This window comes from Cupriavidus sp. PET2-C1, from assembly GCF_054515855.1.
The window spans coordinates 249,767-276,756 of record NZ_JBTNRJ010000003.1; the positions used below are offsets into that span (position 1 = coordinate 249,767).

24 protein-coding genes and 3 pseudogenes are annotated in these 26,990 nt (G+C 61.5%); 11 read left to right on the forward strand and 16 right to left on the reverse strand.

Going from position 1 to position 26,990, the window contains the following annotated elements:
* Positions 1-119: 119 nt before the first annotated feature.
* Positions 120-1,046 carry a LysR substrate-binding domain-containing protein gene (locus tag ACX12D_RS34865; RefSeq protein WP_459377204.1) on the forward strand — a complete coding sequence of 309 codons (927 nt, stop codon included), beginning with the start codon at positions 120-122 and terminating at the stop codon, positions 1,044-1,046.
* On the opposite strand, the gene ACX12D_RS34870 is transcribed toward ACX12D_RS34865, so the two are convergent.
* Positions 1,043-1,615, reverse strand: coding sequence for an L-threonylcarbamoyladenylate synthase (locus ACX12D_RS34870; RefSeq protein ID WP_459377205.1), 573 nt, complete (start codon positions 1,613-1,615; stop codon positions 1,043-1,045). The two genes, ACX12D_RS34865 and ACX12D_RS34870, sit on opposite strands and share 4 nt — an antisense overlap.
* Positions 1,612-2,574, reverse strand: a complete 963-nt coding sequence (locus ACX12D_RS34875) for a LysR family transcriptional regulator (protein WP_459377206.1) — start codon at positions 2,572-2,574, stop codon at positions 1,612-1,614. The genes ACX12D_RS34870 and ACX12D_RS34875 overlap by 4 nt, the downstream gene beginning before the upstream one ends.
* A 181-nt stretch (positions 2,575-2,755) precedes the next feature.
* Between ACX12D_RS34875 and ACX12D_RS34880 the strand changes: the two genes are divergently transcribed.
* The 4 genes from ACX12D_RS34880 (at position 2,756) to ACX12D_RS34895 (ending at position 7,797) form a co-directional block, all read left to right on the forward strand.
* Positions 2,756-3,640 carry an NAD(P)-dependent oxidoreductase gene (locus ACX12D_RS34880; protein ID WP_459377407.1) on the forward strand — a complete coding sequence of 295 codons (885 nt, stop codon included), beginning with the start codon at positions 2,756-2,758 and terminating at the stop codon, positions 3,638-3,640.
* A 25-nt stretch (positions 3,641-3,665) separates the two neighbouring features.
* Positions 3,666-5,192, forward strand: a complete 1,527-nt coding sequence (locus ACX12D_RS34885) for an aldehyde dehydrogenase family protein (RefSeq protein WP_459377208.1) — start codon at positions 3,666-3,668, stop codon at positions 5,190-5,192.
* 79 nt (positions 5,193-5,271) lie between these two features.
* Positions 5,272-6,621: a DUF3100 domain-containing protein gene (locus ACX12D_RS34890; protein ID WP_459377209.1), complete on the forward strand. Its 1,350-nt coding sequence runs from the start codon at positions 5,272-5,274 to the stop codon at positions 6,619-6,621.
* Between the two features lie 3 nt (positions 6,622-6,624).
* On the forward strand, positions 6,625-7,797 hold the full coding sequence (locus ACX12D_RS34895; protein ID WP_441633170.1) for a M20 aminoacylase family protein: 1,173 nt from the start codon (positions 6,625-6,627) through the stop codon (positions 7,795-7,797).
* Positions 7,798-8,506: 709 nt separating this feature from the next.
* Here the strand turns inward: ACX12D_RS34895 and ACX12D_RS34900 are convergent.
* Together ACX12D_RS34900 and ACX12D_RS34905 are read right to left on the reverse strand one after the other, a co-directional pair.
* Positions 8,507-9,179, reverse strand: a pseudogene (locus ACX12D_RS34900) (IS110 family RNA-guided transposase).
* Positions 9,180-9,259: 80 nt separating this feature from the next.
* On the reverse strand, positions 9,260-9,841 hold the full coding sequence (locus ACX12D_RS34905) for a TetR/AcrR family transcriptional regulator (RefSeq protein WP_441633172.1): 582 nt from the start codon (positions 9,839-9,841) through the stop codon (positions 9,260-9,262).
* A gap of 134 nt (positions 9,842-9,975) precedes the next feature.
* Here ACX12D_RS34905 and ACX12D_RS34910 point away from each other — a divergent pair.
* The 4 genes and pseudogenes from ACX12D_RS34910 to ACX12D_RS34925 all read left to right on the forward strand — a co-directional run.
* Positions 9,976-10,308: pseudogene (locus ACX12D_RS34910) on the forward strand (alpha/beta fold hydrolase); the annotation flags it as partial.
* A 247-nt stretch (positions 10,309-10,555) separates the two neighbouring features.
* Positions 10,556-10,951: pseudogene (locus tag ACX12D_RS34915) on the forward strand (SDR family NAD(P)-dependent oxidoreductase); the annotation flags it as partial.
* 128 nt (positions 10,952-11,079) lie between these two features.
* Complete coding sequence (locus ACX12D_RS34920) at positions 11,080-11,943, forward strand: alpha/beta fold hydrolase (protein WP_459377210.1); 864 nt, start codon at positions 11,080-11,082, stop codon at positions 11,941-11,943.
* A 99-nt stretch (positions 11,944-12,042) separates the two neighbouring features.
* Positions 12,043-12,786 (forward strand): SDR family NAD(P)-dependent oxidoreductase, encoded by a 744-nt coding sequence (locus ACX12D_RS34925; RefSeq protein ID WP_459377211.1) that lies wholly within the window; start codon positions 12,043-12,045, stop codon positions 12,784-12,786.
* A gap of 496 nt (positions 12,787-13,282) precedes the next feature.
* Here the strand turns inward: ACX12D_RS34925 and ACX12D_RS34930 are convergent, their stop codons facing one another.
* The 12 genes from ACX12D_RS34930 to ACX12D_RS34985 all read right to left on the reverse strand — a co-directional run bounded on the left by ACX12D_RS34930 (position 13,283) and on the right by ACX12D_RS34985 (position 24,847).
* Positions 13,283-14,446: a porin gene (locus ACX12D_RS34930; RefSeq protein ID WP_459377212.1), complete on the reverse strand. Its 1,164-nt coding sequence runs from the start codon at positions 14,444-14,446 to the stop codon at positions 13,283-13,285.
* Between the two features lie 405 nt (positions 14,447-14,851).
* Entirely contained in the window at positions 14,852-15,574 is a 723-nt protein-coding gene (locus tag ACX12D_RS34935) for a haloacid dehalogenase type II (protein WP_459377213.1), read from the reverse strand.
* A gap of 67 nt (positions 15,575-15,641) precedes the next feature.
* Positions 15,642-16,397 carry a class II aldolase/adducin family protein gene (locus ACX12D_RS34940; protein WP_459377214.1) on the reverse strand — a complete coding sequence of 252 codons (756 nt, stop codon included), beginning with the start codon at positions 16,395-16,397 and terminating at the stop codon, positions 15,642-15,644.
* A 43-nt stretch (positions 16,398-16,440) separates the two neighbouring features.
* Positions 16,441-18,120, reverse strand: a complete 1,680-nt coding sequence (locus ACX12D_RS34945; protein WP_459377215.1) for a long-chain-fatty-acid--CoA ligase — start codon at positions 18,118-18,120, stop codon at positions 16,441-16,443.
* A gap of 1 nt (position 18,121) precedes the next feature.
* Positions 18,122-19,258, reverse strand: a complete 1,137-nt coding sequence (locus ACX12D_RS34950) for an alpha/beta hydrolase (RefSeq protein ID WP_459377216.1) — start codon at positions 19,256-19,258, stop codon at positions 18,122-18,124.
* Positions 19,259-19,279: 21 nt separating this feature from the next.
* Positions 19,280-20,659: an MFS transporter gene (locus ACX12D_RS34955; protein ID WP_459377217.1), complete on the reverse strand. Its 1,380-nt coding sequence runs from the start codon at positions 20,657-20,659 to the stop codon at positions 19,280-19,282.
* A gap of 80 nt (positions 20,660-20,739) precedes the next feature.
* Positions 20,740-21,327 (reverse strand): HD domain-containing protein, encoded by a 588-nt coding sequence (locus ACX12D_RS34960; RefSeq protein WP_459377218.1) that lies wholly within the window; start codon positions 21,325-21,327, stop codon positions 20,740-20,742.
* A 116-nt stretch (positions 21,328-21,443) separates the two neighbouring features.
* Entirely contained in the window at positions 21,444-22,133 is a 690-nt protein-coding gene (locus ACX12D_RS34965) for a Crp/Fnr family transcriptional regulator (RefSeq protein WP_441641255.1), read from the reverse strand.
* 36 nt (positions 22,134-22,169) lie between these two features.
* Positions 22,170-22,358, reverse strand: a complete 189-nt coding sequence (locus ACX12D_RS34970; RefSeq protein WP_459377219.1) for a hypothetical protein — start codon at positions 22,356-22,358, stop codon at positions 22,170-22,172.
* 139 nt (positions 22,359-22,497) lie between these two features.
* Positions 22,498-23,499 carry an NADP-dependent oxidoreductase gene (locus tag ACX12D_RS34975; protein ID WP_459377220.1) on the reverse strand — a complete coding sequence of 334 codons (1,002 nt, stop codon included), beginning with the start codon at positions 23,497-23,499 and terminating at the stop codon, positions 22,498-22,500.
* 8 nt (positions 23,500-23,507) lie between these two features.
* The gene (locus ACX12D_RS34980) at positions 23,508-23,972 is read right to left on the reverse strand and encodes a DUF2147 domain-containing protein (protein ID WP_459377409.1); all 465 of its coding nucleotides are present in this window, start codon (positions 23,970-23,972) and stop codon (positions 23,508-23,510) included.
* Between the two features lie 245 nt (positions 23,973-24,217).
* Positions 24,218-24,847 carry a TetR/AcrR family transcriptional regulator gene (locus tag ACX12D_RS34985; RefSeq protein WP_459377221.1) on the reverse strand — a complete coding sequence of 210 codons (630 nt, stop codon included), beginning with the start codon at positions 24,845-24,847 and terminating at the stop codon, positions 24,218-24,220.
* Positions 24,848-24,981: 134 nt separating this feature from the next.
* Between ACX12D_RS34985 and ACX12D_RS34990 the strand changes: the two genes are divergently transcribed.
* Positions 24,982-26,064: an alkene reductase gene (locus ACX12D_RS34990; RefSeq protein ID WP_459377222.1), complete on the forward strand. Its 1,083-nt coding sequence runs from the start codon at positions 24,982-24,984 to the stop codon at positions 26,062-26,064.
* Positions 26,065-26,133: 69 nt separating this feature from the next.
* A complete protein-coding gene (locus tag ACX12D_RS34995) occupies positions 26,134-26,985 on the forward strand; it encodes an alpha/beta fold hydrolase (RefSeq protein ID WP_459377223.1) in 852 nt (283 codons plus the stop codon).
* Positions 26,986-26,990: the final 5 nt, after the last annotated feature.

A 26,990-nucleotide genomic window follows, 5' to 3' on the forward strand; every position in this document is an offset into this window, starting at 1 on the left:
TCTCGGGCGAGACGGGTTGGGGGATGCCTCCATGCTAGGAACAACATTCGTATAGGTCTATTGATGTATTCTTACGATATGCATTAGCAAAACTGTTTATTTGGGTATACCCTCCCCATATGGAAATCAGTCGACTGCGCGCCTTGCGCGAACTCTCAACACGCCAGACCATGGCTGCCGTGGCTGATGCGCTCTTTTTGACACCCTCGGCCGTCTCACAGCAGATCGCGCAGTTGGAGGAGGAAACAGGGATCAAGCTGACCGAGCGGCAAGGGCGGGGAGTGAGGCTAACGACCGCGGGCGAAGTACTGGTGGCTCATGTCGAGCGTTTGCTAGGCGTGCTCGAGGAGGCCAAGTCGGACTTGGCCCAGTTGAAGAAGGAGATTGCTGGCAGGATCCGCGTTGCGGCGTTTCCGACCGTTGCCGCAGCGTTGTTGCCACATGTGATCAAGACACTGGGTGTGTCCTACCCCTTCCTCGAGATAGCGCTTGAGGAAATGGAGCCTGCGGAGGGGTTGGCGGCGCTCGGCTCATGGCGCGCCGACATCGCATTTGTCGATGACCTGACGTTCCGGTTGCGGCGAGAGGATAAGACCGTCGAGCAGGTTCCTCTCCTGGAAGATGTACTGTACGCGTTACTGCCGTGCGGTCACCGGTTCGCAGATCGCGCGACGGTGTCGATGGGAGAGTTGAAGAACGAGGCATGGGCCCTGGATTCAGCGTCGAGCTTCTACGCCGAATTCATCGTCAACCTCTGCCGACGCGCGGGTTACGAACCGCGAATCAATGCAGAGTGCCGCGGATTCGAGATCCTCGGCGCCATGGTCGCCGCCGGCTGCTCCGTTTCCGTGATTCCGGGTCTCAGGCTATCCCATACCCCTTCTGACGTGCGAGCGGTCAAGCTTCGCCCAGAAATGAAGCGACGTATTTCGGTCGCCTATCGCCGAGGCGAACGAAAACATCCTGCAGTGCAGGTATTCGTTTCCCAGTTGCTGGCGAGCGCCAAAGAACTCGCGCTCCAATCCGTGCCGCAACTCCCGGCTTAGGCGCGCATCATCTGCCCGGTGATCGCATCCCGAATGACGGTCGGCCGACTCAGTGTGCCGACTGGCGCATCCAGCACGCCGTCTAGCGCGCGGCCAAAGTATCGCACCAGTTGCTCAGTGTTGACGGCAGGAGGCTCGCCACTGGGATTCGCGCTCGTCGAGACCAGCGCGCCGCCGAATGCGCGACAAAGCGCCCTTGCGGGCGGATGAGCTGTCACGCGCACCGCGATCCCACCTCGCGTTCCGCTTACCCACGCGGGCACATGCTCGCTGCGCGGGAACACCCATGTGTGCGGGCCCGGCCAGGTTTCTGTGACTTCACGGAGGCGGCCCTCGGATATCCCCCTCAAGTCGAGAAATCCCGCAATTTGCCCAAAGTCCGCCGCTATTAGCAGCAGTCCTTGACTGACGGATCGAACCTTGAGATGACAGATTCGTCGAACGGCAGCTTCATTGCACGGGTCACAACCGAGTCCCATGACTGCTTCCGTCGGGTACCCAACCACGCCACCGCTGCGCAGCACCTCTGCCAGGGACTCAACGGTTGCGTTGCCGCAGCATGCCGTCATGCCTTGCCACTCCTTCTCGGCTTCGCGTCCCGGAAAGCACGCATCGTGGATATAAGCTGCAGCAAGAGCTGATTCGACGCGATCGGCAACTGCCTGCCGAGACGCGTGACGATATGCGCCTCCGCACTCGCCAGGATCCGGTTATTGATGGGAATTGCCACCAGATCGCCTGCGTCGATTTCCTGTGTAACGGCGAAGGCAGGAAGCAGCCCGACGCCAAGCCCTGCCTTCACGAAGTGCTTGACCACCGAAATGGAGTCGGTCGTTAGCTTCGGAACCAGTCTCAGGTGCTCCAATTGACTCGCAAGTTCGATGGCTTGCCGCGTGCCGTAGGACCCGTGCATCATCGCCAAATCATGGCCTGCAATGTCCCGCAAGACTGGCTCGCGCTTTAACGCAACTAGCGGGTGATCGGGCTTGGCGATCAGGCACATCGGTTGGCGAATTGCTGCTCTGGAACGAATGCTTGCGCTCACGGGCGGGTTGTAGACCAAGCCAATATGGGCCTGATCCTCGGCCACACGCCTTAAGACCTCATTGGTACCGGCCAAACTCAGACTGACGGTGAGATGCGGGTGTTTTTTCCAGAACACCTGCAAGGGTTCCGCCATCAGGTCACCAACAAAGCCCTCCCCGAGGACAAGGTCGATATGCCCGCGCACAAGGCCGGCGACCTCGCCGAGCTTGTTGAGTACGTCCTCCTTATGAGACGTATGCTGCCTGTAGTACTCCACTAGCATCTGACCGGCCTCTGTGGGCTTGACCCCGCGCCCCAGCCGCTCGAGCAGTGGCATTGACAGTTCAGTCTCCAATTGCGCTATCTGCCGGCTCACCACCGACGGATTCATGTCCAGCTTGTCTGCCGCGGCGCGGATGGAACCGGATACAACCGCTTCGTAAAGGTACCGGACTCGTCGATCCTCAAGGGAGGATGCCATCTCCGGACTAGGGCGCGCCATTGCGACTCCTGTGTGTTGACTGGAAAGCAACACAATTCTACTGCTCATGCCATTGCTAGCCAATCCGTGCAGTGGAATTCTTCGTTTACGGCAGAGCTGCCACGCGATTCACCGAATCGGTCCGAACAGGGCCATGCCGCTCGCCAGAACAGCAACAAGTCATCCACCCGAAGGAAATCGAATGAACACCATTGGCGTAATCGGATTGGGCAACATGGGGCGTGGCATGGCCCTATCCTTGCAGCGTGGCGGCTTCTCCGTCGTGGGCACGGACGCTTCGGCGGCCACGCGCGACGCGCTGGCCAAGGAAGGTGTCCCGGTCAAGGAGACCGTCAAGGAGGTGCTGGCGTTGTCGGACGCGCTTGTCCTCTCACTGCCGACAGCAGCGATCGTCGCCGAAGTCGTGGCTGGCCCAGATGGCCTGATCAGCCATGCAAAGCCTGGCGTGCTCGTGATCGACACCTCGACCTCCCATCCAGACACCACGCGCCGGCTAGCCGCGCAGCTTGCAGCGGTTGGCATGAGCATGATGGACGCGCCAGTCAGCGGCGGCCCCAAGGGCGCTATTTCCGGGACCATGGCCATGGTCATTGGCGCCTCCGACGAGGACCTTGCTAGAGCTATGCCCGTGCTGGAGGCAATGAGCGCCAAGCGCGTCCATGTAGGGGGCGTAGGTGCAGGTCATGTCGCAAAGATCGCCAACAACCTCTTCACCGCCTCCCACCTGATCGTGGCTGCCGAGGTCACGCGGATGGCTGCCAAGGCCGGCGTGCCCGTCGAGCGCCTGCTGCAAGGGATCAACGCCGGCTCCGGCCGAAGCTTCGTTACCGAACATAGCTTCCCGACGTGGATCATGAACGGCAAGTTCGATTCGGGCTTCACCATGAAGCTGATGCGCAAGGACGTGCGTCTTTCGCAGGAACTGATCGGCGCGCTCGACCTGGATCTGCCCCTGTCCGGCAAGGTCGCCGAGCTGTGGTCCAAGAGCAGTGAGACCATCCAAGACGATGAGGACTTCAACCGCATCGTTGAACTCGGCACGCGCCCCCAGCCCGCAAAGGCTTGAGCACTTCTAACAGGAGATCCCCACCATGAAGAACAACCTCACCGAACAACTGCTCGCGTCCTTTGGCGTCTTCTTTCCCCAAGGCATCATCGGCTCCTATGTCAACGGCGAAATCCTCCAGGGCGAAGGCGAAGAGATCCCGCTGGTCAACCCTTCGACCGGTGAGACCTTCCTCAGCTACAAGGACGCCGGCGGCGCAGTTGTCAGCAAGGCGGTCGACGCGGCAGTCGCGGGCCAACGTACCTGGGCAGCCGTCAGCCATGCGGAGCGCGGCCGCATCATGCAGGAGATCGGCCGTTTGCTTCGGGCCAACCTCGAGCCGCTGGCGCAGCTCGAATCGCTCTCTGCCGGCAAGCCCATCCGAGACTGCCGGGGCGAAGCGCTGCGCGTCGCAGAGATGTTCGAGTACTACGGGGGCTGGACCGACAAGGTCTACGGCAACGTCATCCCAGTGCCGAGCGGCCACCTCAACTTCACACGCCGGGAGCCATGTGGCGTGGTCCTCCAGATCACGCCCTGGAACGCACCATTGAATACTTGTGGCTGGCAGATCGCACCGGCGATCTGCATGGGCAATGCCGTGTTGCTCAAACCCTCGGAACTCACCCCGCTGAGTTCGTTGGCCGTGGCCTTGCTGGCCGAGCAAGCAGGCCTACCCAAGGGCGTCATCAACATCCTTGCCGGCTACGGCCATACGACGGGGCAAGCGGCCCTGATGAGCCGCGCGACCAAGAAGGTGGTATTCGTGGGTTCCGTGCCCACCGGCAGCAAGATCGCCGCGGCCGCCGCGCAGCGCGGGATCCCTTGCCTGCTCGAGCTCGGTGGAAAATCTGCCAATATCGTCTTCGAGGATGCAAACCTGGAGCGCGCGGCAATTGGCGCGCAGGCGGCGATTTTCGGCAACGCGGGCCAAAGCTGCGTGGCAGGCTCACGTTTGCTGGTACAACGCAGCATCTACGATAAGTTCGTGCAAATGGTGGCCGACGGTGCCCGCCAGCTTCGTGTCGGCGAGCCCACTGCCCCGGAAACCGAGGTTGGGCCGGTTCAGAATGCCAAGCAGTTCAACCACGTCCTCAACATGATCCAAACCGGCGTGAAGGAAGGAGCGACGGTGGTGGAAGGAAGCAGTGGCGAGGCGTCGGGTCCCGGCTACTTCGTGCGCCCAACGGTGCTCAAGAACGTCACCAACGACATGACTGTGGCCCAGACCGAGATTTTCGGCCCAGTGGTCGTCGCCATTCCTTTCGATACCGAAGAAGACGCCATCCGCATCGCCAACGACAGCGACTTCGGCCTGGCCGGTGCGGTTTGGACGAGCGACATCGGCCGCGCCTACCGCGTGGCGTCCCAAGTCAAGGCCGGCACCTTCTGGGTGAATATGTACAAAGTCATCAACGTGGCCTCGCCCTTCGGCGGCTATGACGCTAGCGGCTATGGCCGGTCCAGCGGCATCGAAGCGCTGCACGAGTACACCCAGGTGAAGAGCATTTGGGTTGAGACCGCCGTCAACCCGAACCAGCCGTTCGGCTACGCGCCGAGCCTGGACCGCTAAGAAGGTAGCGCGCGCGGCCGCGCCGGCCGCCACGACACCACGCGCCCGCGCGCCCTAACCTCACCCGGAGGATTCCACCGTGTCCACTCATTCGTTGTCTGCCGCCACATCCGCAAGTACTACTGGCGACAAGGCCAGGCTCTTCTTCTTCGCATTCGTTCTGGTCGTCGTCGCCGAGTTCATCGGCAACGTCAGCGTCCCGCTCGGCCCGGCCAAGATCGTTCTACTTCCCTTACTCTGGGCATTGCTGATGGGCGGGGCCTGGGGCCTGGCCAGCAAGCGGCTCCCCCCAGGCGTCGCAGTCGGCACGGAACTCCAGCGCGTCGCTGCAACGATCCTTCAGCCGGCACTGCTCTTGTTCATTGCCAAACTGGCACTGCTGGTGGGAGGCTCGCTCCCCAAGATCGCAGCCTCCGGTTTCGGCCTGGTCTTCCAGGAGTTCGGCCACTTCTTCGGCACGATGGTGTTCGGACTGCCGATTGCGCTGCTCCTGGGCATCAAGCGCCAGGCCATCGGCGCGACGTTTTCCGTAGGGCGCGAACCAAGCCTGGCGATCATCGGAGAGAAGTTCGGCATGCAGTCTCCCGAAGGCCAGGGGGTACTGGCCGAGTACTTGACGGGCACGGTCTTCGGCGCGGTGTTTATCGCCGTGGTGGCGGGCCTGATCGCCAGCCTCAACATCTTCAACCCCCTAGCCCTGGCCATGGGCGCCGGTGTCGGCTCCGGCAGCATGATGGCTGCCGCCGCCGGCTCGATCGCCGCCCAGCAGACGCCGGAGGTGGCCAAGGACGTCGCGACATTTGCGGCTGCCAGCAATCTGATCACGACCACGATCGGCACTTACTTCACCCTCTTCCTCTCCCTTCCCTTCACCATCTGGGCCTACGGTCGGCTGGAACCCCTGATCGGACGCACGACCAGCGCCACCATTGAGTCGTCGCCCGCGCTGTCAGCGGACGTCCACGATCCCGCGCCGAGCCTGAGCATGCCAGGTCTGGTCCTCACCTGGGTGCTTGTGGCGGCCTTTGCCCTGTGCGGCAACTGGATTACCTATAAGACATCCCCCTTTGACCCTGTGGTGCTGGGCGGCATTGCCATCATCGTGGCGGTTGTGATCGTGGGCTACGCGCTCTACCGCTTAACTGGAGCGCGTCTGCCGGCCGTGGTCTGGGTGTCTCTTGTGGGTATGGTCCTGACGTTCCCCAGCTTCCCGGGCGCCGCGCACATCGCGGAGATGACGGGAAAAATCAATTTCCTGGCGCTATCCACCCCCATCCTCGCTTTCGCGGGACTCTCCATCGCCAAGGACGTTCCGGCATTCCGCAGGCTGGGCTGGCGAATTGTCGTCGTGTCCTTCGCGGCCAATTTTGGTACTTTTGTTGGCGCTGCGCTGATCGCACAGTTCTTTATGCATAAGCCGGTGATCTGAGCCATGTCCGATTTCACCCCTGAACTCGACCCCGACGTCGTCAACGCGATGTTTGCTTGGCGGCGCGACCTGCACGCTCACCCTGAACTGGCATTCGAAGAGCATCGTACGGCTGACCTAGTCGCCCGGGAACTAGCCAGCATGGGCATCGATGTGTATCGCGGTCTGGGTCGCACGGGCGTCGTCGGCACCATCACAACAGGAGAGGGTCCTAGTATTGGTTTGCGCGCCGATATGGATGCGCTGCCAGTGCAGGAACTCAGTGTGGTTGCCCACGCCTCGACCTATAAGGGCATCATGCACGCATGCGGACACGACGGCCACACGGCCATGTTGCTTGGCGCCGCTCGTCATTTGGCCAAAAATCGGGATTTCAAAGGCACCATTCACTTCATCTTTCAGCCGGCCGAGGAGAACGAAGGCGGCGGCCGTGCAATGGTTGAGGACGGACTGTTCGAACGCTTTCCGTGTGATGCGGTCTATGGGATGCATAACTGGCCCGGGTTGCCCGCTGGGGAATTTGCCATCAACCACGGTCCAATGATGGCCGCACTCGACACGTTCGAGATCACAGTGCAAGGTCGGGGCTCGCATGCCGCGATGCCCGAGCGAGGGGTCGACCCGTTCATCAGCGTTGCACAGATCGTTCTGGGCCTGCAGACTATTCCAAGCCGGCTCGTGAGCGCCCTGGATACCATCGTGGTAAGTGTGACGCAGATTCACGGCGGGGACACCTGGAACGTGATCCCCGACCGCGTTCTGATCCGTGGTACCGTCCGCTGCTTCGATGCCAAGGTACAGGACCGCGCCGAAGATGCACTCCGGTCCATGGCAACGACGCTGGCCGCGGCTCAGGGAGCCACTGCAAACGTGGAGTATGCGAGACGCTACCCAGCAACCGTGAATAGTTCGCACGAGGCAGACAACGCAATCGCGGCTGCGAAGGCTACCCGTGGGGGCCAGGGAGTACGTGTTGGCATCCCCCCTTCGATGGCGTCCGAGGATTTCGCATTCATGCTACAGGCCCTGCCCGGCGCCTACATTTGGTTGGGAGCCGATGGTCGTCAGCCAAGTGCTCCACTGCACAACCCCCACTATGACTTCAACGATGAGACGCTTGCGGTGGGGGCGGCCTATTGGGTCTCGCTTGCGACGTATCTGTTGCCGGTTCTTTGAATCAACTCATGCATTCTCAGAGACGAGAGAAATCTGCAGCCTAATCCTGAGGGTCGGCCGGGCGCCTGGCCGTATGCGATGGGAACTTCCCCAGCGCCATCATCGATGAATGGCAGGTAGGCATCGAACCGCGAGGGCCGCAGTATGGCTTCCATCTGGGCAGCCCCTCCTGCTACTCGCCGTGGTAGCGCAGGATCTGCGCTTCAAGTTTGCTTTCCCACTTGGGGTCATCGTACTTTGCGTGCGAAATCTGGCGGTGGGCGCTCCGGATTCGGCTTACAGTAAGGCTTTTCGGCCATGAAGGCTACTTGGAGCCTGTAGCTTTCCAACTGGTTGATTCTTAAAATATTTCACGGCCAGACCGCCAGATTTCGCACGCAAAGTACTACAAGGGCTTCCCCGTTGGTTGCAAACCCAATCGAAGTTTTCCGTGGCAGATGCGTTATTGCTCTTTCAGTGTGATGGGAAAAGGTGAAGGACTGCGGGACTACAAACGGTCATATTGGGCCAAAGGCCCGGACCCTGATGTGAGACGCGCGCGAGGGCCTCGTTCGATTATCGGGATTGAATTCCCCATACTTTTCTCAGGTGCGCCTCGCGCGGGTCCAACCCGCTTCACATCAACGCCGGCAGTGCAACTGTGATCTGCGCTCCATGCATCTTTTCTGATCTGGCCTCCTGCAGATTGCTTGTTTCGCGGAAATCAAGTTCATCGGGAGGTTGGCTCTGGCTTGAAGGCGTCGCCGAAGTGCAAGACTGCCCAGGCCAACCGCGCGTTCTTGGCGGCGATCGCGACAGCCGCTCGCCAGTATCCCCGACGCTCAACCAGGCTTCTGACCCAGCGACTGAAGCGGTCCTGAAATGTGCTCCCGCAAATCGCTGATGCACCGGCTGCCCCAGCTCGGTAGGGATTCCAGGTGCGCCCCGATCTCTCTTCGTAGTCGGTCGGGCTTCCGTGGCAAGACGACGCCAAATTTGCCTAGCAACCCACGGAGCCAGTTGTAGCACGCGGTGCGCTCCTCGACAAAGCCCTGGCGGGTGCCATGCAAGCAGAGGATGCCTTGCTGCTGTTCGTCTTTGATCGGTACAAAGCGCATGTTGGGGCGGGTCATCGCCTCACAGATCGCCGCTGCATCGGCTGCATCTTTCTTGCCACGCTTGCCGGACATCCGACATGGCGCAACCAGCTTGGGCGCCATCAGCTTGACGGTATGTCCATGCACGCAAAACAGCCGAGCCCAATGATGCGCGCCCGAGCAAGCTTCCATGCCAATCAGACAAGGTGTTAACTCGGCAATCAGCATGGCCAACTGATCACGGGCAACTCTCGGCTTCACGAGAAGTGCTTTGCCTGTCGCATCGACCCCATGAACGGCAAACACGTTCTTGAGGGTCGGCCCTCGATATCGGGCTGCGCGGTGTCTTGACCCTGCGGAGGCTCCCGGGTCGCACGGCCTGCTTGCTAGTTGTCCACCGACGTCGACAATGGCGCGAGAATTTCTGAGCGACAGACTTCCAGAATCTCGTCCGCCAGCGGGGAGTCATCCGGACAGGCTCGCGACAGCACGATCGCGCCGACCGAATGGGCGAACATGTCGATCATCTTTGCGCGCGCCTCGCGCTGATCCAACGTACCCAACGTCACGCCTTCGCGTTCAAGTGCAGTCAGCAGGCTTTCGATTCCAGCCGCAAACGTGGCCTTGATGGCTTCTGGTTGACGCGCCGCATCGCCGCAAAGGGCCGCCATTGTGCAGCCGCTGCCACGAGCATCGCGGTGCTCCCGGGAAATGTAGCGATTGATGAACTCGGGGATGTCCACTCCCCCGGTCCGCGCCTCGGTTTGTGATATCCCGCAGGCGGCCGCCTCGGCCATCAGGTCGGCTTTGGAACGGAAGTGCTTGTAGAACCCGCCGTGGGTGAAGCCGGCGGCCGCCATCAACTCTGCCACACCCACGCCGTCGTAGCCGCGCTCACGGAACAACGTGGACGCCGTCTCAACGATGCGCGCCCGGTTCTCCTGTGCCTGTGCTTTGGTGACTTTCATGCCATGAGCCTCTTTCTGTAAGCCGAGAAACAAGGCGTCAATATACATTGATGTTGGCCATCATCAAAGACATTGACATTTTAGATTACGATCATCATCATTGAGGTTCGTCTACTTCTAAGGACTTAGAGGCCATGAGCGACACTCACCTGACTGCACCCACTCGCTTCATCGAAGTAGACGTCGACCGCTTCGCCTACCGCCGCTGGGGCAAGCCCTCCGGCGTCCCACTGTTCTTCGTGCAGCATTTCCGAGGCGGCCTGGACCACTGGGATCCTTTGCTGACCGATGGCTTGGCCGAGGGCCGCGAGGTCATCCTGTTCAATGGTCGTGGAGTTGCCTCGTCCACCGGTACGCCTCGCAACCGGATCGAGGACATGGCCGACGACATCGCCCGGGTGATCCGGGCGCTGGGCCTGTCGCAGGTCGATCTGCTCGGCTTTTCGATCGGCGGCATGCAGGTGCAGTATCAGTATCCCGAGCGCTTCCTGAAGCACGCGATCCAGTTCCTGGAGGAGTAGTACTTGGCGTGCGGTCGCCGTGACTACGGGGCATTGGTCTGAATTGAGCGGTCCCGAGGGGCTCGACACAAGCCCCATTCGGATGTTCGACCGTGCGACGACGCGCACGCGCAACAACGACCATCAATCAACTGCAAAGAAAGAAGACATGACCGACAAGACTTTGTTCAAGCCCTACACGCTTGGCTCCCTGACCCTATCCATCGTCAACATCGGTTCGGTCGTCGGCCTGGCGCCGGAATTCGGCATGTCGGTCTACGGGGCGACCAAGGCCTTCGTACTGTACCTCTCTCAGGGTCTGAGCCTAGAGCTGGCACCCAAGGGCGTCTACATCCAGGCCGTGCTACCGGCGGCCACCCGCACCGAGATCTGGGAGCGCGCGGGCATCGACCTCAATACCCTGTCCGAAGTGATGGAAGTGGACGAGCTGGTCGATGCCGCGCTGGTCGGCTTCGATCGCCGTGAACTCGTAACCATCCCGCCACTGCATAACGCCGCGCGCTGGAACGCCCTGGAAGCCGCGCGGCAAGGCCTGCTTCCGGACATCAGGCGGGCGCACGCCGCAGAGCGGTATCGCACGGCTTCGTAAACGCCCTCCAGAAACCTACGGCGCATAATGGTCGATATGAACGCGTGACCGCCGCATCGTACTTGAGGCGGGCCTTCTCCCTCACATCCCCAGATTTCCGGTTCCGTACGGGGCACGCGGAGTAAACAATGACCAATTCCGACAAGGACGTTCGATCGGCCACGACCTACGCCAATGCCGCGAACCTGTTGATCGATGTCGGGGGCACTCCCTTTGCCTATCGCGACCTGGGGCCGCGCAGTGGAGTGCCACTGATTCTTCTCAATCATTGGGGCGCGGTGCTGGACAATTTCGATCCCCGGATTGTCGATGGCCTTGCCGGCAGGCATCGCGTCATCGCCACCGACTACCGGGGAATCGGCGCCTCGGGCGGCACGGCGCCTGTGACTGTCGATGAAATGGCACGCGATGCCATCGCCCTGATCCACGCGTTGGGTTTCGAGACGGTGGATCTGCTCGGCTTTTCCCTCGGGGGATTCGTGGCGCAGGACATGGTGCTGAAAGCACCCGGCTTGGTCCGCAAGCTCCTTCTGACCGGTACGGGCCCGGCGGGCGGCCAAGGCATCGACAAGGTCGGCGCGGTTTCCTGGCCATTGATCATCAAGGGCCTGCTGACGCGGAGGGATCCCAAGTACTACCTGTTCTTCACGTCCACGGCGAATGGTCGCCAGGCCGCGAAGGCCTTCCTGGAACGATTGAAGGAACGCAAGCGAAACCGGGACAAAGACCCGACACCGGTCGCCTTCCTGCGGCAGTTGAAGGCGATCAAGGCCTGGGGCCGGCAAGCGCCGCAGGATCTCGGCAGCATCCGGATCCCGGTTCTGATCGCTAACGGCGACAACGACATCATGGTGCCCACCGTGAACAGTACCGACATGGCGCGACGCATTCCGGACTCACAACTGGTCATTTACGAAGACGCCGGGCATGGTGGGATTTTCCAGAATCAGGCCGATTTCGTATCAAAGGCCCTTTCCTTCTTGGATGAATGATCGATTTCACGCAACGCACAAGTTCGGCAACCTGGCCGCCCTCGAGGCCAGCTTGCGCGATGACGACAGTATCCTCACTAACTGAATGGAGACAATGACATGAGTCAGCCAACTGCAATCGTGTTCGGCGTGGGATCGGTCCGCGGAGTCGGCGGCGCCGTGTGCAGGCGCTTCGCACGCGAGGGCTATCACGTCATCGCGACCGGACGCACGCTGTCCAAAATTGAGGAGGTGGTCGCGGAGATTACCGCGTCGGGAATCGGCAGTGCCGAAGCGCTTCGGACTGACGTGACCGATGAAACGCAGGTGATCGCCGCTTTCGACCGCGCGATGAACCCAGGGGCGGGCTGCGAGCCCGCCGATGTCATCGTGTCCAACGCTGGCAACAACGCCCTCATCGATTTCACGAAACTAACCGCAGCACAGTTCGAAGACTTCTGGCGCGTTGGCTGCTATTCGGGCTTCTTGGTCGGTCGTGAGGCCGCGCGGCGACTGGTCCCGCTGGGCCGCGGCACCGTGATCTTCACTGGCGCCTCCGGCAGTCTGCGCGGCAAGCCCGGCTTTGCGCACTTCGCCGCCGCCAAGGCGGGACTTCGAATGATCGCGCAAAGCATGGCCCGCGAATACGGGCCCAAGGGAATTCACGTCGCGCATATCGTCATCGATGGTGGCATCCTCGGAGACCGGCTTCAGGACGCCTATCCACAAATGATTGAGCACCTCGGTCCGGAAGGACTCCTTGAGTATGATGCCATTGCCGAAAACTACTGGATGTTGCACCGCCAGCCGAAATCGGCGTGGACGCAGGAGCTCGACCTGAGACCGTTCAAGGAAAACTGGTAACCACACCGAAGCGAGCAGCCGCTGGCTCAGGAATCGATGCCCCTCGACAGCACGGATTTTGCGATCCAGCTCAGCCTGCAATTCTGGTGGCTTAGAAACGTTCGCCCTCCCCCTGTCAACGACGAGGGATCAGAGTTTCGTCCTGCCAACGGGATCCCCCTGGGGGTAGTGCGATCGGTGTGAGGCTCTGAGCCCGAGTAAGGCTTTGATCCACGCAGCCATCTCTGGTCCCTATTGCTCTACCGGCGCACCCTGCGGCCGACAGCGCCGCGCCAGTATCTCCCTGCCAGCGTGCTCAATGCCCGTGAGCCGACCTGATCGGCATGCGTTGGTTCAGCCAGCAGCGGGTGGGCAACCCCCAGTCCGGGCAGACCCTCACGTTCGCCTACGACACTCACGGTGGATGGCTTACGCCCGGATCGGGGCCGATGTGGTTCGCTATACCCTCATCGTAGTGGACTTTCACCACCTACTCCTTGACGGTATCCCAGCGCGCTCAGAACTGATGGCGAATGCCCAGGGCGACGCCCACCATTGACGTCTGGCCATTGCCCAGCGCATAGCTGTTGCCCACGGAGAGGCTGGTGGCGAAAGTCGTTGCCAGTGATTCCATCATCAGACCGGCGTGCTTCGCGTATGCCGTGCTCAGATAAACATCGGTACGCCTGGAGAACGAATAGGTCGAAATGAAGGCGATCTGCCACGGGTTGGCCACGTTCGTGTTGCCCAACAGGCTCTTGACGTCATCGTAACTGTACTCGATCGTCAGGCCAACCGCCGGCGTCACTCGATAGGTGCCGCCGATCCAGTAGTAGTCGTCACGCTGGATCAGGATGTCGGTCCCATTCTTGGTCTGACCCCAGCGATAGCCGCCCATCACCTTCGCCGGCCCATAGGTGTAGCTTGCGGCGACCACAGCCTTCTTGGCGGTACCGCTGCCGGTGCCAATGGTCGGATTCCACTGATCGTAGCCAGCAGTCAAGCCGACCGGGCCCGCTCCATAGACCAGCGCGGCGCCATACGCGGTGTCACGCCGGAACTGGCCCGGGACTTCGCCGTTGCCGCCGATTGGCACCGCCGCGCCCACTGCGGCCGGCAGTGCCACCCCGGCACCGAACGACCAGTGAGCGAGGGCTGTTATAGGACCGACCTTGCCCGTGTACTTGACGGTGTTGTCCTCGCGATAGTTGGCGCCCTGCTGCAACACAGTGGGCTCATACTGGGTCGAGTAGGCTCCTGGCACGAAGTTGGCGAGTGCGTCAAACACCGAAGTGTACTGGCGGCCAAGGGTGATCTGACCGAAGCGCGCATCTTGCACGCCAACAAATGCCTGCCGCCCGAACAGTCGGCCGCCTTGTTGCAGGGTGCCGGTATCGAGACCGAAGCCGCTCTCCAGCACAAAAAGCGCGCGAAGTCCCTGACCAAGGTCCTCCGTACCGCGTAGGCCCCAGCGCGAACCTGACAGACCACCGGAATCCATGCGGACAACGTTGTTCCCCGAACCGGAATTGAAGCCGTTGCTTGCCGTGGGCAATGCAGCAACGTGATTGGCGTACTCGACGTTGACGTCCGCGACGCCATAGAGCGTGACGGACAACTGCGCGAATGCAGCCGGCGGACAAGCCAGCAGTGCTGCAAGGGCGATTTTTCTGAGGGTCATTGGTGTCTCTCTCCTTTTCTCTTCTTGTTACTACTGATGGAACCAGATTCTTTCTCTGATTGGAATCATTGAACTAGCGTGCAATATGTCGATGACTAGCCAAGCAGCGCGTACCGCCTGCATAACCGAGCAGACAAGTGCAATGCTCCTTCTCGGCCGTACCCACTTATTCCGCTAACGTACCTTGCCGGAACAAGGGCTTGACCGACCGGACGCACCAGCCAACGCGAGTGCGCGAGGAAAGCAATGCGCTGCTTCAAATCCGCCATCTACAACGATTTACGTGATCCCTGCATCGTCCCCACGATGGAGGATTGGGGGAGGCGTAAATCCACACCCGTCTTGGCGATCTATGCCCGAAAGCGGGTCGTCGCGGAGCTGGCCGAGTTGTTTCCGGGCCATCGATCAACAGTCCAGCGCAACGGCAAGTTCCACCAGATTCCTGGCGTGAAGCGTGTTGTCCGCATTGGGAGAGACGTCCTTCCGCTGGAGAGGACCGTATTCCAGCGGCCTCTCAATGTAAGCGGTTTGCAGCCCGCATGCGCGCGCATGTGCCAAGTCATCCTGATGAGCCGCCACCATCATGACTTCGCCTGGATCGATATCGAACACCTGAGCGACTCCCAAGTAAGTCGCCGGGTCGGGCTTGTACCTGCGAAAGACCTCTGCCGAAAGAATGCAGTCCCATGGTAAAGATGCGTTCTTGGACATATTGGCCAGCAATCCGATATTGCCGTTCGACATGGTGCAGATCGTGTATCGCGACTTCAATCGGGTAAGGCCTTCCAGGGTGTCCGGCCACGCCTCCAATCGATGCCAGGCCTTGTTCAGGTTGCGCTTCTCCGCCTCAGTCAAGTGCAGCACCTGAAACGTTTCCAGGAGTTCATCCAGGACCATCCTGTGCAGGTCGTCAATCGAAGTCCAGCCAAGTTCGCCCGACATGACCTTCTGAATAGCCGGCATGTAGCCTGCTCTCCAGGCCAGCGTGAACTTGTTGCGGTCCACGTGGAGGTTCATCGCGCCGAGCTCTTGCATGACGCTCTTGTACCAATCGACGACTGTTCCGAATACATCGAAGGCAAGCACTTTGGTGCCGCCAGCCAATTGAGGGTTCATGTGTTCCATCATCTTGTTTGTTTCATGCCCCACGCTTGCAGGAGAAGGCACAGGGCCGCTCGCGCAACCATCGAATCAATCACGCGTCGTACCCGGGGTTGGTGCGCTCGAGCTTGCGCAACAGGGCCGGCCACACGAAACGCCCGCCAATGCCGCCGGTCTGCGCGCGCGCATCGGCCTGCGCGGTCGCCTGAATGGACTCATCGACCATGGTCAATGGCCCGCCTGCCTGTGCTGCGATCTGAATTTGGCAGGCGCTTTCGAAGATGTACATCGCCAGGAAGGCGTCGGCGATCGACTCACCTACCGTGAGTAGGCCGTGATTGCGCAGCATCAGGTAGTTGGCCTTGCCCAAGTCCGATTGCAGTCGCGGCTTCTCCGCGTCACGCAGTGCAATGCCTTCATAGTCGTGGTACGCCAGCGATCCCTGGATCACCATTGATTGCTGCGAAATGGGCAGCAGCCCTGCCTGCTGCGCGCTGACGCCGACACCGGCACGCGTATGCGTATGCAACACACACTGCACGTCCGGCCGTGCGGCATGGATGGCGCTGTGGATGACGAAGCCGGCGCGATTTACCGTGAACGGCGACTCGGTGAGCTGGTTGCCCGATGCGTCGACGCGTAGGAGCGATGACGCCGTGATCTCGTCGAACAGCAGGCCGTAGGGGTTGATCAGAAAGTCATGGCCGTCACCCGGCAGGCGGGCACTGATATGCGTGAACACCAGGTCGGTCCAACCGTGCAGCGCCACCAGGCGGTAGCAGGCAGCCAGGTCGCAACGCAGCTGCCACTCTTCGGCGCTGACGACTTCTTTGAGAGATGGGATATACACGATTGACTCCTTTGAATGAAGGGGGGCTGTGCTGATGTCTGACCTACACGGTGCCCGAGGTCAGCGCTTGCGACTGCTGCGCGTGGCGCGACCGCATCAGCTTCTTGTCCAGCTTGCCCACGCTGGTCTTGGGCAGGCTGTCGGCGAACATCACCTCCTGCGGGATTGCGAACTTCGAGATCACGCCCGCGTCCGCGAACTCCTTGACGTATCCACGCACGGCATCAGCATCAAGGGTCGCCCCAGGCTTTGGCACGATCACTGCGGCTGGGCGCTCGCTCCAGCGGGGGTCGGGAACACCGATGATGGCGGCTTCCTGGATCTGTGGATGCTTGAGGAGAATGTCCTCAAGCTGCAGCGACGAGACCCATTCGCCGCCAGTCTTGATCACGTCCTTCAGTCGGTCCACGATCCGAACGCAGCCATCTGCATTCATCACGGCGATGTCCCCGGTATGCAACCAGCCACCGCCCCACAGCGCCTGGCTCGCTTGTGCATCACCGAGGTAGGACTGCGTGAGCCAAGGCGATCGCGCCACGAGTTCGCCAGGCGAGCGGCCGTCCCGCGGCAGATCGTTCATCGCTTCGTCGACGACGCGCAACTGGACGAATGGGATGGCCCAGCCTGCATGGCAGCGGGCTTCGATCTCCTGGTCAGTGGGTGCCTCGGACCGTGCCGACCGGGGTTGTGCCAACGTCAGGATGGGCCCGGTCTCCGACATGCCGTAGCCGGCAAAGACGTCGACTCCGCGTGCCATCGCGGCTTTGGCCAGGGATTGCGCGAGCGCCGCTCCGCCGATGACGACCGTCCAGCCGTCGAGGCGCTGGCCTCTCGCCGCTGCCGCGTCCAGCATCATCTGCAGGATCGTCGGCACGCAGTGGGAGAAGGTGACCTTCTCGCGCTCGAACAAGGTGAGCAGACGGTCCGGAACGTATCGCCCGGGGTACACCTGCTTGACGCCCATCATCGTGGCGACGTAGGGCATGCCCCAGGCGTGAACGTGGAACATGGGCGTCACCGGCATGTAGACGTCGTCATGGTTGAAGCGACCGGTGCCCGGCCCAGCCAACGCGCAGCGGCTAGCCAGGGTATGCAGCACGAGTTGCCGATGGCTGAAGCAGACCGCCTTGGGCAAGCCGGTGGTGCCGGTTGTGTAGAAGGTCGTAGCACGCGTCGACTCGTCCAGATCGGGCCAATTTGTCACCGCGTTCGAGCGAGCGAGCAGTGCCTCGTATTCGGCGGCGATGGGAAGGCGAATCGCACCCGGATGCCCATCGTCTGTCATCAGGACCAACTGCTTTCCCGGATCCACACGATCCCAGATCTCCTCGAGCATCGGCAGAAACTCCGCATTGACGAGGATGAAGTCGTCCTGTGCATGGTTGATGGTGTAGAGCAATTGCTCGGCTGACAGCCGCACGTTGACCGTATGCAGGACCATGCCCGCCATCGGGACCGCGAAGAAGCACTCCAGGTAGCGATGCGTGTCCCAGTCCATGACGGCGATGGTGTTGCCGGCCCGCGCACCCAGCGACGCCAGGCCGGCCGCCAAGCGCCCGATGCGTTGGCTCAGTTCGGCGTAGTCGAAACGCACGGCGTCGCCGTACACAACCTCCTGTGAAGGGTTACAGGTCAGCCCCGTTTCCAGCAGTTGCTTGATCAGCAACGAGTTCGGACCAAAGGCGTCAGATGTGGTATTCGGTTCCACGGTTGCAGATTGCATATCAACTGCCTCTATTAAAAAAATCGAGGAGCGCGGCATTCACCGCCTCGGGTTTTTCTTGTTGCACCCAATGGCCGGCATCGGCGATGAACCGGGACGAGACCAAGCGGGGGCAGGCATCGCGGCGCATCGCGGCGAGCGCGCCCGGCAGCATGTGGACGCCCCAGTCCTGCTCACCGGCGATGAAGCAGCTGGGCACGTCGATGGTCAATCCGGCATAGAGCTGCAGCCCCCGCTGAAGCTCGCGGCTGGTGGCGGCCCGGTACCACAGCAAGCCGCCCTGGAAACCCGTGCGGCCAAATTCCTGGCTATACACGCAAAGCGCGTCTTCCGACAGCCACGGGCTCGGCCGCATCTCGCGTTGTGCAAGGCTGCGGGCGACCGTTTCCGACATGCCCAGGTCGGCGTCCATCACGTAGTAGGTCGGCAGCCGGGCCAAGGATTGCGCGGTCAGGTCGGGCAAGGGCTCGGGCCGCTCGTCGGCGCCCTGCGCACTCTTCAGGTAGTAGTAGCCCCGCAGGAATTCATGCAAGCCCTGGCGGGCAGCGTGCATCTCGGCATTGGCGTCCGGGCCTGAGTAGTAGAGTTGGTAGTGCTTGCGCGGACGCTCGAGGGCCGACAGGCCCGCGAGGGCTTCCGCCAGTTGCCTGGAACGATGGTCCGGGGCATCAGGTGCGCCGAGCCGGAACGGCGGCGGCCCGGTGAAAGGCGTGGCCAACATCGCCAGTGACCGGAAGACGTCGGGGCGGATCAGCGCGCACCAGGCCGCCACGTGCGCGCCGAAGTCATGGCCCACCACGGCGTGGACCGACATCCTTCCAATAGCCTGGACAAGACCCAGTACGTCTCGCACCAGGTTGTCCATTCGAAATGTGCACAGGTCCGTGTCGGCTTCGGCGATCCAGCCCGTCGTGCGGCCATAGCCGCGCTGGTCGGGCGCGACCACGTAAAATCCCGCTTGCGCCAGCGCGTTCAGCTGGTGCCGCCAGCTGAACGCCAGCTCGGGGAAGCCATGCAGCAGCACGATCATCGGCGTCTCGGGACGCGGGTCGCCCGCCTCCAGCCAATGCATGCGAAGGCCATTGCCGTTGTCGGAATAGCACGCGCGCACGCCGGGCTCGAGCGGCAAGGTCATCATGGATGGCTCTTGGTTCATTGTTCAGCGCGCGGAGGCATTCGGCATCTTCCCGACCGGAAGCGCTTGATGATCAGCGTGGGGGCGGATCGACCCGCTGCTGATCATCACGAAGGCGCCGGCGAGCATGACGCCGGCGATCAGGAACAGGCCGCCGGTCAGGCTGCCGGTGGATTGCTTGATCACCCCTAGCACGTACGGGCACGCAAGCCCGGCCAGGTTGCCTAAGCTGGTGATGATCGCGATGCCTGCGGCAGTCGATTGCCGGGACAGTTGGGCGGTCGCCACCGCCCAGAAGACAGGTAACGCCGACACCGAGCCGGCAATCGCGATCGCGATCAACGCTACCGACAGCCACATGTAGGCACCGGTCCAGCTTGTGAGCGCCAGCCCCACCCCGCCGATGGCAACCGCCACGGCGTAGTGCCAGCGACGCTCGGCTCGCTTGTCCGAATGGCGGCCGTACAGGATCATGGCCAGGGCCGCGAATGCGTAAGGCACGGCGGAGATCAGTCCAATGATCTGCATGCTCTTTGCACCCAAGCTCTGGATCATCGTAGGCATCCAGAAACTCAGGGTGGTGCCGCCGCAAACGGCCGCGAAGTACAGGAAAGACAGCAGGTAGACCTTGGGGTCGCGCAGTGCGGCACCCGCGGCCTCCAGCGCCGGCGTCGAGGCGTGAGGGGCAGCGTCCTTGGGCAGTTCGACGCAGATCATTCGCTTCTCGTCCTCCGACAGCCACTTGGCCTCTTCAGGCGAGTTGGAGAGGCAGACGTAGACAACGAAACCCAGAAAAGCAGAGGGCAGGCCTTCCAGCAGGAACATCCATTGCCAGCCGCGAAGACCGTGCCATCCGTCGAGATTCTGCAGGATCCAGCCCGACAGCGGGCCAGCAAAGAGGCCGCCTACCACCGTCGCGCTCATAAGCGAGGCGATGATGCGCGCGCGGCGCGCTGCCGGGAACCAGAAGGTCAGGTAGAGCACAATGCCCGGGAAGAAGCCAGCCTCGAACGCCCCCAGCAGGAAGCGTGCAATGTAAAACTGCAAGGGCGTAGTGACAAACATCGTCGCCGCGGAGACCAGGCCCCAGCACACCATGATGCGCATGATCGTCAGGCGCGCACCGATCCTCATCAAGAAGATATTGCTGGGCACCTCAAACAACGCATACCCGACGAAGAAGATGCCCGCGCCGAGCCCGTAGATGGAATCGGTCAGGTGCAGGTCCGAGCTCATCTGCAGCTTGGCATAGCCGACGTTGATCCGGTCGATATACGAGATGACGTAGGCCAGGAAAAGCAGCGGAACCAGCCGCCACGTGATCTTCCGGTACATCTTCTCCCTGCGTAGTTCATACGCATGGTCCATAGGACTTGCCAGGGCGGGTTTTGCCGTTCGGTTCATCGTGGGTCTCCAACATTTTTCTTATACTTAAGGGCCGTATCGGTCATCAGGGCCGAGCGGGACCGGTCCGCACGGCCCCGTCAGGTCTCGGCCATCGCGGCCGTTTTCTTGTAAATGCTGTTGACGGGATGCTTGAACAAGCGACGCACCATCGGCTCGAACTCCGACAGCGGCAACGTCTCAGCCTTCGGATCGAAGGCGGGGCTGTCGTACAGCTCGCAGAACTCCGCCGTGCGGTCGTAGTGCGGATGCCCGGCGAACTGCTCGCGCATGTCGCGGTCCATGCCCAGATGATGGAAGAAGTAATGTCCCTGGAAGATCCCGTGGTTCTGAACCATCCAGTGATCGGCTTCGCTCACGAACGGCTTCAGCACAGCTGCGGCAATGTCCGGGTGGTTGAAGGTTCCCAGGGTATCGCCGATGTCATGCAGCAAGGCGCAGCACACGTACGCTTCATCGCGACCGTCGCGCAAGGCCAGGGTTGCAGTTTGCAAGGAGTGGTCAAGCCGGTCGATAGGAAAGCCGCCAAAGTCGCCCCGAAGCAGACTCAGGTGATGAAGGACTCGGTCGGCTAGCCCTTGGGAGAATGATTGAAACTCACCCGCGATTGCTTTCCAATCTTGGGCCGTGCTTTCTTGGAAGCTACGAAATGTTGCGCGTTCAGTCATGGGAGTCAACCAGTGCGGTGAAGGATTGCACATGGTACGAATGGCCGTGCACGTGCGAATGCAATGCAGCTGACATTCCACGGGTAAGTCCTAGGTCAATCGCCGCAGAGCCGTGATCAGGCCTCGCTGAGCGCGCTCAGCGTTTGCTCCGACTCGATGACGATGCGGCCGTACGACAGCGACAGTGCACCCGTCGCAGCCAGGGCCTTGAGCTCCAGGGACAAGGTCTGGCGGGTGAGGCCCAGCATCATCGCGAGGGTCTCTTGTGTGATGGGAATTACCCGCCTGAAACGGGGCAAGGCCGGGGCGTCGCCGCGCGCCAGCCTGAGCAATCGCCGCACGACGCGAGCGCGCGTGCTACGAAGCGCCGCATCCTCGAAGAAACTGAACATGGCTCGGGTGCGCGCCGTCTGCAGGACCGCAATCGCCCGTGCGAACCGGGTATTCAGCATCAATTGCTCGAACAGTGGAGGTGCGATGTGCAGCACTTCGGCGTTGCGCACGGCATGGATGTCGTGCGTGCGGGGCAATCCGTCGAGCGACGATGCCTCGCCGCACCAATCCCCCGGCTCGAGCAAGCCGAAAATCATCTGCCGCCCGTCTTCAAGGACCGAGGAGGCAGCGAGAGCGCCACTCACGACGCCGAAGAATCCGTTTGCCGGATCCCCCTTGCGCACAACGAACTCGCCGCTTCTGACACGAAATGGGCGCCCTTGCGCTAGCAATACCTCTTGCGACGCCGGTTCAAGCGACTCGAACCACGGGTCGCCAAAAATGGCCAGAAGCTCTTTGTATGGCGTCGACATTTGAGGATGCTGTTGCCAGGGGGCGAACCGCTTGGTCTACGCATCGCCTCCTTCGATCGTGCGCCAGACGGTGCCCTCTCCCGGATCCCTGGCGACAAGGCTGATACGCCGGATGTCCACGCTCATCATCCAGGCGTAGGTGTAGGTCTGCGAGCGCGCATTCGCAAGACGCTGCTTGTCCGCGAGTGCATAGCTTTCATTCACATCAAGCAGGAGGTGGGGCATGTCTGGTCGCTTGGTTGGCACTGAACAATGTAGGATCGCATCAGTTCTTGGCATGCGCTGGCGGCATGCGGCTTCTGCGCCCCGGCTGGTCATCCATGCAGTGGAGCAGGGTCGAAAAAGAACCAACGTGTGATGGCGCCTATCTGACCTGGACGACGACCTTTCCCCTAGCTCGGCCCTTCTCGACATAGGCCATGGCCTCGTTGGTCTCGTCGAAGGAAAAGACCCGATCCATTACCGGCCGTATGGCGCCGGCATCAATCAGTGAAGTGATCTCGCTCAACTGGCGTCCGCTGGCCTTCATGAAAAGGAATGAGTATTTCAGGTCACGACGTATCGCCCGCTTCCGGACTCCGTAACTCAGAAGACGAACAGCCAATCTCACGAACCACGGTGCTCCGATTCCACTTGCGAAAGCAGGATCGGGAGGTCCAGAGATCGAGATGAGTGCCCCGCCGGGCTTAAGGACGCGCAGAGATTTCTCCAGCGCCGTTGCGTCTTGGCTGTGGAGGACCACATCGTAGCCCTGCAGTACATTCTCGAAATCGTCTTTCTTGTAATCGATGACGACGTCTGCCCCGAGGCCTCTTACCAGGTCGGTGTTGGCGCTGCTCGTGGTGGTGGCTACAGTGGCGCCAACATGCTTGGCCAACTGGATCGCAAATGTGCCTACGCCACCAGAACCCGCTTGAATGAATACCTTCTGCCCTTTCTTCAGATTGGCCTTCTCGATTAACGCTTGCCATGCCGTCAGCCCCACCAGAGGGATCGATGCGGCTTCCTCCATACTCAGCGCCTTGGGCTTGATCGCCAAAGACGCTTCCTTGACCGCGATGTACTCGGCGAAGGCGCCGATGCGGAAATCATCAGGCCGGGAATAGACTTCATCGCCCGGCTTGAACTGCCGGACGCGAGAGCCGACCTTGACTACGACGCCGGCCACGTCGTGGCCCAGGACAAGAGGCAAGCGATAGGGGAGGATCAGCTTAAACTCTCCGTCCCTGATCTTGGAATCCAGCAAATTCACGCCTGCCGCATGGACCTCGACCATGACCTCATCCTCACCCAGCATCGGGCTCGGTACCTCCGCGCAACGCAACGAGCGCTTTTTTCCGTACCGATCGAGAAGAAATGCTTTCATGGTCGCTCTCATTCCTGACGCCCCCAGGTCTGCGAGCGGCCCAGCATTGGCACGCCAATGTAGCCGCGCACGCTGAGCGTCTTGCCATCGTCGGCCAGGCGAACCTTGCTGCGATAGACCTTGCCGTTGTCGGGATCAAGAATCTGGCCGCCGACATACTCTTCGCCTTCCTTCTTCAGGCCACTCAGGATGACCAGGCCGATGACCGACGCATTCTTGTTTGCACCCTCGCATTTGTCACACTTCGGATTCGGGTCTTCGCTCGGGGCGGGAAACACTTTCTCTATTTTGCCCTGCAGCGTTCCATTCGATTCAGTGATGCGGATCAGCGCGCGCGGCTTGCCGCTGACGTCGTCAACGTTCTTCCACAGGCCAGCGGGCGAAGCATCGCCGGCCCGCACCGGCGGTGCCGCGAGCGCTGCGGCGAGGATCAGAGCGACGCCGGCCGCTTGTTTGAAACGAAGCGTTGCCATGGCTTCAACGGTTAACGCTACCTGGCCAGCGCGTGGCCGCCTGGCGATGCATGATGACATGGGCATTCCTTTCTCACAGATTGGATGACTGGGTATGTGCAACACGGAGAAGCGATCGAAGCGGGTAGCGCCCTGGCCAGTCGAGAGCCATCAACGCCAGACCGGCGCGCAGCGCGATGGCGCGGAGACAGGACACCAACTCCACCGCTCTCGCGACGCCTTTTAGTCGGCCGTCCGTACCCACGTCACACCGGCTTGGAGGAGGTGTCGTTACCGTCATTGCACTCAGGTACGCGCGCTGTCGCGGACCGGCTCAGTGACGCGAGAATCTCGTCGCGGCAAACCACCAGAATTTCATCGGCCAGCGGCGAATCGTCCGGGCACGCGCGCGACATGACAATGGCGCCGACCGCGTGGGCCAGCATGTCGAGGGACTTGGCACGCGCCTGCCCTGAGTCTGCACCGTCCAACGGAAACCCATCGCGGCTCAGCGCAGCCAGCAGGCTCTCGATGCCAGCCGCAAAGGTAGCCCGGACCGCTTCCGGTTGACGCACAGCCTCCCCGCCCAGCGCAGCCATCGTGCAGCCGGTCGCACGGCTGTCGCGGTGCTCACGCGAGAGATAAAGCTGCACGAACTCCAACGTGTCCACACCCGCGGTCAGCGCAGCGGTCTGTGCTATGCCGCAGGCTGCCGATTCCGCCATCAGGTCGGCCTTGGAGCGGAAGTGTTTGTAGAAGCCACCATGGGTGAAGCCAGCAGCGGCCATCAGATCGGCAACGCCAACGCCATCGTAGCCGCGCTGCCGAAACAGCGTGGACGCCGTCTCGACAACATGTGCTCGGTTGGCCTGCGCCTGTGCCTTGGTGACCTTCATTTCCCGTCCGCAATGGGTTTATGCCCGCATGAAGACTCTACTATACATTGATGTCGATCGTCATCAAAATATTGACATTTTAGATTATGCTCGTCATCATTAATACAACTCCTACCACCGGAAGCTGAAACAACATGACCGAGAAAACGCTTTTCGAACCGTACGTCCTGGGCGGTCTGACGCTCGCCAATCGCATCGTCATGGCGCCGCTAACCCGCAACCGTGCGGGCGCCGGACTGGTGCCCAGCGAACTCGCCGCGACCTATTACGCCCAGCGCGCCTCAGCCGGCCTGATCATCAGCGAGGCCACCCAAGTGTCGGCTCAGGCCCAGGGCTATCAGAACACCCCGGGCCTGTACACGCCCGAGCAAATCGCCGGCTGGCGCAAGGTCACGGACGCTGTGCACGCCAAGGGTGCGCGCATCTTCGTGCAGCTCTGGCATGTGGGCCGCGTTTCGCACGTTGACGTCCAACCTGGCGGCACTGCACCAGTCGCGCCTTCGGCCATCCGCGCGGCGACTAAAACCTTTGTCAACAACGGGTTTACCGACGTGTCCGAGCCACGCGCCCTCAAAATCAGCGAGTTACCGGGTATCGTCAACGACTTTCGCCAAGCTGCGGCCAACGCCATTACCGCTGGCTTCGACGGCGTGGAGATCCACGGTGCCAACGGCTACCTGCTGGAGCAGTTCATCAAGGATGGGGCCAACCAGCGCACCGACGCCTACGGCGGCTCGATCGAGAATCGTGCGCGCCTGATGCTGGAAGTTGTCGGCGCCGTGGCGAAAGAGATCGGTGCCGACCGCACTGGCGTGCGCATCTCCCCTGTGTCGCCGGCAAACGGCATCTCCAGCAGCGATCCGCAGCCGCAGTACGACTACATCGTCGAGCAGCTCAGCGCGCTGGGCATCGTCTACCTGCACGTGGTCGAAGGTGCGACCGGTGGCCCGCGCGATGTCACCCCGTTCGACTACGACGTACTGCGCCGCCGTTTCAAGCAGACCTACCTGGCCAACAACGGCTACGGCCTGGAGTTCGCCACCGCCCGGCTCAACGAGGGCAAGGCAGACCTGTTTGCCTTCGGCCGTCCGTTCATCAGCAACCCCGATTTGGTCGAACGCCTGAAGGCCGGCGCACCGCTGGCGCAGCTCAACCCGGCCACGCTCTATGGCGGCGGCGCTGCAGGTTACATCGACTACCCGACCATCTCCGGCTGACGTCTGGCGCTCGCGTGGGGGACCGTGCGGTTGGTCCCCGATCTGGCCTTTTCTTGGAACGAGGATCACATGACGACTCATACCCACCTCACGGCGCCTACGCAGTTCATTGAGGCGAACGGGGTTAGTTTCGCCTATCGGCGCTTTGGCGCCGAGACTGGAACGCCGCTGGTGTTCCTGCAGCACTTCCGTGGCGGCATGGACAACTGGGACCCGCTCGTCACCGACGGCCTGGCCAGAGGACGCCCGGTCATCCTGGTCAACTATGCAGGCGTGGCAAGTTCTGGGGGCGAGCCGGCTACCACCATCGATGGCATGGCCGACGGTATCGCCAGCTTCGTGAAGGCGCTTGGCGTGCCGTTGGTGGATGTGCTCGGCTTTTCCATCGGCGGCTTCGTCGCACAGAGCCTCACACATCGCTACCCCGAACTTGTGCGCCGGCTTGCGCTAGTCGGCACTGGGCCGCGTAACGGAGAATCAAACCCCGATCGGCACGTAATGCAGATTGCGGGCAATCCGGTGCCCACCGAGGAGGACTTCTTGTATCTGTTTTTCGCACCGTCGCAGACCAGTCAAGCCGCCGGCCGCGCGTTCTGGAAACGGCGCACCGAGCGCCAGGACGCCGATCCGCAGTCCTCTGTCGAGGCCCTGAAGGGCCAAGTGGCCGCCATCATCGAGTGGACCCAGCCGCGAGGCGAACGATACGCCTACCTGAAGGAGATCTCCCAACCCACGCTGGTGGTCAACGGCCAAGACGACATCATGGTGCCGAGTATCAACTCCTTCACCCTGCAGCAGCATATCCCCAACGCTCAGTTGATCTTGTATCCAAACTCTGGACACGGTTCGCAGTTTCAGTACCCCGAACTGTTCGTCGCCCATACCGCGCTGTTCCTGGATTGTCTGGACTATCAATCCTGATTCAG

Excerpts from the sequence above, each read along its gene's own strand:
- ACX12D_RS34865 (WP_459377204.1), top strand. The coding sequence starts at position 120 with ATGGAAATCAGTCGACTGCGCGCCTTGCGCGAACTCTCAACACGCCAG.
- ACX12D_RS34870 (WP_459377205.1), bottom strand. The coding sequence starts at position 1,615 with ATGACGGCATGCTGCGGCAACGCAACCGTTGAGTCCCTGGCAGAGGTG.
- ACX12D_RS34875 (WP_459377206.1), bottom strand. The coding sequence starts at position 2,574 with ATGGCGCGCCCTAGTCCGGAGATGGCATCCTCCCTTGAGGATCGACGA.
- ACX12D_RS34880 (WP_459377407.1), top strand. The coding sequence starts at position 2,756 with ATGAACACCATTGGCGTAATCGGATTGGGCAACATGGGGCGTGGCATG.
- ACX12D_RS34885 (WP_459377208.1), top strand. The coding sequence starts at position 3,666 with ATGAAGAACAACCTCACCGAACAACTGCTCGCGTCCTTTGGCGTCTTC.
- ACX12D_RS34895 (WP_441633170.1), top strand. The coding sequence starts at position 6,625 with ATGTCCGATTTCACCCCTGAACTCGACCCCGACGTCGTCAACGCGATG.
- ACX12D_RS34905 (WP_441633172.1), bottom strand. The coding sequence starts at position 9,841 with ATGAAAGTCACCAAAGCACAGGCACAGGAGAACCGGGCGCGCATCGTT.
- ACX12D_RS34920 (WP_459377210.1), top strand. The coding sequence starts at position 11,080 with ATGACCAATTCCGACAAGGACGTTCGATCGGCCACGACCTACGCCAAT.
- ACX12D_RS34925 (WP_459377211.1), top strand. The coding sequence starts at position 12,043 with ATGAGTCAGCCAACTGCAATCGTGTTCGGCGTGGGATCGGTCCGCGGA.
- ACX12D_RS34930 (WP_459377212.1), bottom strand. The coding sequence starts at position 14,446 with ATGACCCTCAGAAAAATCGCCCTTGCAGCACTGCTGGCTTGTCCGCCG.
- ACX12D_RS34935 (WP_459377213.1), bottom strand. The coding sequence starts at position 15,574 with ATGATGGAACACATGAACCCTCAATTGGCTGGCGGCACCAAAGTGCTT.
- ACX12D_RS34945 (WP_459377215.1), bottom strand. The coding sequence starts at position 18,120 with ATGCAATCTGCAACCGTGGAACCGAATACCACATCTGACGCCTTTGGT.
- ACX12D_RS34950 (WP_459377216.1), bottom strand. The coding sequence starts at position 19,258 with ATGATGACCTTGCCGCTCGAGCCCGGCGTGCGCGCGTGCTATTCCGAC.
- ACX12D_RS34955 (WP_459377217.1), bottom strand. The coding sequence starts at position 20,659 with ATGAACCGAACGGCAAAACCCGCCCTGGCAAGTCCTATGGACCATGCG.
- ACX12D_RS34960 (WP_459377218.1), bottom strand. The coding sequence starts at position 21,327 with ATGACTGAACGCGCAACATTTCGTAGCTTCCAAGAAAGCACGGCCCAA.
- ACX12D_RS34965 (WP_441641255.1), bottom strand. The coding sequence starts at position 22,133 with ATGTCGACGCCATACAAAGAGCTTCTGGCCATTTTTGGCGACCCGTGG.
- ACX12D_RS34970 (WP_459377219.1), bottom strand. The coding sequence starts at position 22,358 with ATGCCCCACCTCCTGCTTGATGTGAATGAAAGCTATGCACTCGCGGAC.
- ACX12D_RS34975 (WP_459377220.1), bottom strand. The coding sequence starts at position 23,499 with ATGAAAGCATTTCTTCTCGATCGGTACGGAAAAAAGCGCTCGTTGCGT.
- ACX12D_RS34980 (WP_459377409.1), bottom strand. The coding sequence starts at position 23,972 with ATGGCAACGCTTCGTTTCAAACAAGCGGCCGGCGTCGCTCTGATCCTC.
- ACX12D_RS34985 (WP_459377221.1), bottom strand. The coding sequence starts at position 24,847 with ATGAAGGTCACCAAGGCACAGGCGCAGGCCAACCGAGCACATGTTGTC.
- ACX12D_RS34990 (WP_459377222.1), top strand. The coding sequence starts at position 24,982 with ATGACCGAGAAAACGCTTTTCGAACCGTACGTCCTGGGCGGTCTGACG.
- ACX12D_RS34995 (WP_459377223.1), top strand. The coding sequence starts at position 26,134 with ATGACGACTCATACCCACCTCACGGCGCCTACGCAGTTCATTGAGGCG.